General features: G+C 72.2%; 4 protein-coding genes. 3 read left to right on the top strand and 1 reads right to left on the bottom strand.

What is annotated here, in order from left to right; all coding sequences use genetic code 11:
- Positions 1-19 precede the first annotated feature (19 nt).
- Positions 20-403, bottom strand: a complete 384-nt coding sequence (locus tag RIN80_RS13705) for a helix-turn-helix domain-containing protein (RefSeq protein WP_309095847.1) — start codon at positions 401-403, stop codon at positions 20-22.
- A 101-nt stretch (positions 404-504) separates the two neighbouring features.
- Between RIN80_RS13705 and RIN80_RS13700 the strand changes: the two genes are divergently transcribed.
- From RIN80_RS13700 to RIN80_RS13690, 3 genes are all read left to right on the top strand, one after another.
- Complete coding sequence (locus tag RIN80_RS13700) at positions 505-906, top strand: RidA family protein (RefSeq protein ID WP_309095846.1); 402 nt, start codon at positions 505-507, stop codon at positions 904-906.
- A 739-nt stretch (positions 907-1645) separates the two neighbouring features.
- A complete protein-coding gene (locus RIN80_RS13695; protein ID WP_309095845.1) occupies positions 1646-1996 on the top strand; it encodes a YciI family protein in 351 nt (116 codons plus the stop codon).
- A gap of 6 nt (positions 1997-2002) precedes the next feature.
- Positions 2003-2696 (top strand): DUF6596 domain-containing protein (locus RIN80_RS13690; protein WP_309095844.1); only part of this gene is annotated, 694 nt, incomplete at its 3' end.

The following is a 2696-nucleotide window of genomic DNA, read 5'->3' as shown; positions in this document are numbered from 1 at the left end:
GGAGGGTGCTGCGTGCCCCTCAGGCGTCGAAGCGGCGGCGCGCGTTCTCGATGTGACCGAGGTACTGGTGGGTCCAGCCGCACATGGCGTCGACCGTGGCGCGCAGGGCCCGGCCCGGCTCGGTGAGGGTGTACTCGACCCGTGGCGGCACGGTGGGGTGCACCTTCCGGTCGACCAGGCCGTTGCGTTCCAGCATGCGCAGGTTCTGGGTGAGCATCTTGTGGCTGATGCCCTCGACCTCGCCCCGCAGCTCACTGAAGCGCAGGGTGCGCTCGCCGAGTGCCTCGATGATCAGGAAGGCCCACTTGTTGGCGACGTCCGAGAAGATCTCCCGTGCCAGGGAGTCCGCGCGCCTCAGGTCGGCGTCCTCGGGCAGGCCTTTGAGCTGATGCTTGGTCACCATGGGGTTCCCCCGTCACCGAAAAGTGCGTTCTTCCAGTTCATCGGGCACTCTCCTACAGTTTCCGAGTAACCACAAGAGAGCGGCGGGGAAGGGCGAGCACCATGGCCACCAGCGATGTCTTCCACCACGGCGTGCCGGCCGAGAGCGACTTCGGCTACGCGCAGGCGATCAGGTCCGGCGGGCTGATCCACGTCTCCGGACAGCTCGCGCTCGACGGGAGGGGCGAGTTCGTGCACGCGGGCGACTTCGCCGCCCAGCTCGAGCAGACCTACGCCAACACGGACAAGGTCCTGGACCACTACGGGGTCACCCGGAACCAGATCGTCTCGCAGGTCCTGTACGTGGTGGACCTGCGGCGGAACGCCGCGGCGGCGGCGAAGGGCAACCTGGCGTACTTCGGCGGCCACCGCCCGGTCAGCACGGTCCTCGGTGTCACCGAACTGACCTTTCCCGGCCAGGTCGTCGAGATCAGCTTCGTCGTCGACACGGAACTGCCCGCCTGAGCCCGCTCGCGGCGCGCGGCCCACGGCCCTGTGCGGTCTCCGTCCGTGGAACAGGCACAGGGGCCGTTCCGCGGACGCTCCCGTGCCCCTCGCTTTCGGGTCGGTGCACCGCTCCGGGTCCGGTGGGGGCTCTGATGTGCCCCGGGTCCGGTGATGCCGGTCGGAAACTGAGGATCCTCGGTGACACCCGGGTCTTCGGTCACTGCGGAGACCCGCATGCCGCAGTCCGCTCCCACCGCCCCGCTGCTCGGCCGTGAGGCCGGGCGGCGCCCGGCGGTGATACGCCATGCCGAAGAGGTCACCGGGGACGACACGGCCTGACCGTCCAGAGGCAAGGGGCGGGTCAGCAGCGCCGATGCGCCCGCAGCCGCACACCAGCCGCTGCCGCCGGTCCCCCGGCGCGTCCTTGGCCGTTCGGTGGCGGCGAGGACCTGGAGCGGCGGGTGGGGCCGGTCCGGCTCGGCCGGGACGGGCCCGCCGGCGTGCGGCAGTGCGTGTGGGTGTGGTCCAACGCCGCGTCGGCGGTGGGTGGCAGGGCGGTGCGCTCGGCGCCATGGCGGGGTGCGGCCGCGGCTGACGTGGCCGGCTCCGGTACCCGGTTTACTGTCCGTGCGCGGCCGTGAAGTCGCCCGGAGAAGAATTCCGGGGGCGGTGTCGATGTGACGGTGTCCCGTTCGTCGTCATGGTGTGCGGCCGGTTGCCGCGCGAGGATGACGACAGGACCCCAGGGAGTCGGACCATGAAGTACATGTTGCTGATCAACAGCGGCTCGATCGACGACAACGGCGGTGCCGCCGAGTGCACCGTGGAGGACTGGACGGCCTACGACAAGGCCGTCCGGGACGCGGGCATCCTCGTCTCCGGCGAGTCGCTGGCGGACCTGGTCACCGCGACGAAGGTCCAGGCCGGCCCGGACGGTGAGCGGACCGTCACCGACGGGCCGTTCGCGGAGACCCGCGAGGTCCTCGGCGGCTTCTACGTCATCGACGTGCCGGACCTGGATGTCGCCCTTGACTGGGCCGCCCGTTGCCCGGGCGCGCGGGGCAGCGGCTCGGTCGTCGTGCGGCCGGTCGCCGACTTCGGGGCCTGAAGACCGGTGGTGGGGCGCGCAGCCGGTGCGGACCGGACGGTGGTGGAGTCGGTGTTCCGTGAGGAGCAGGGCCGGCTGCTCGCCTCCCTCGTGCGCCGTTTCGGGGATCTGGACCTGGCGGAGGAGGTCGCCTCGGAGGCGGTCGAGGCGGCGCTGGTGCACTGGCCGGTACGGGGCGTGCCGGCCAGGCCCGGCGCGTGGCTGCTGACGACGGCCCGCCGCAAGGCCGTCGACCGGCTGCGCCGTGACCGGGCGTACGCCGCCCGGCTCGCCGTCCTCCAGGCGGAGGCGGACCGGGCCGGCTCCGCACCGTCCTCGAGCGCCGGCCCCGGCGGTGATCTGCCCGACGAGCGGCTGGAACTGTTCTTCACCTGCGCCCACCCGGCTCTGCTGCCCGAGGCGCGCGGGGCACTCACCCTGCGCTGCCTGGCCGGCCTGACGACGCCCGAGGTCGCCCGCGCCTATCTCGTGCCGCCCGCGACGATGGCCCAGCGGATCGTGCGGGCGAAGAAGAAGATCCGTGAGGCCCGGATCCCGTTCCGCGTCCCGGACGCCGACGAGTTGCCGGGCCGCCTGCCGGGCGTCCTCCAGGTCCTCTATTCGATCTTCACCGAGGGGTACGCGGCCAGCTCCGGCCCGCGGCTGCAGCGGCTCGACCTGGCGCAGGAGGCCATTCGCCTGGCGCGGATCCTGCGCCGGC

It is taken from the genome of Streptomyces sp., assembly GCF_031181705.1.
Classification (GTDB): domain Bacteria; phylum Actinomycetota; class Actinomycetes; order Streptomycetales; family Streptomycetaceae; genus Streptomyces.
This window is presented reverse-complemented; position numbering and strand designations above follow the sequence as displayed.

Coding starts and splice junctions, on each gene's coding strand:
- RIN80_RS13695 (WP_309095845.1), top strand. CDS start 1,646: ATGAAGTACATGTTGCTGATCAACAGCGGCTCGATCGACGACAACGGC.
- RIN80_RS13700 (WP_309095846.1), top strand. CDS start 505: ATGGCCACCAGCGATGTCTTCCACCACGGCGTGCCGGCCGAGAGCGAC.
- RIN80_RS13705 (WP_309095847.1), bottom strand. CDS start 403: ATGGTGACCAAGCATCAGCTCAAAGGCCTGCCCGAGGACGCCGACCTG.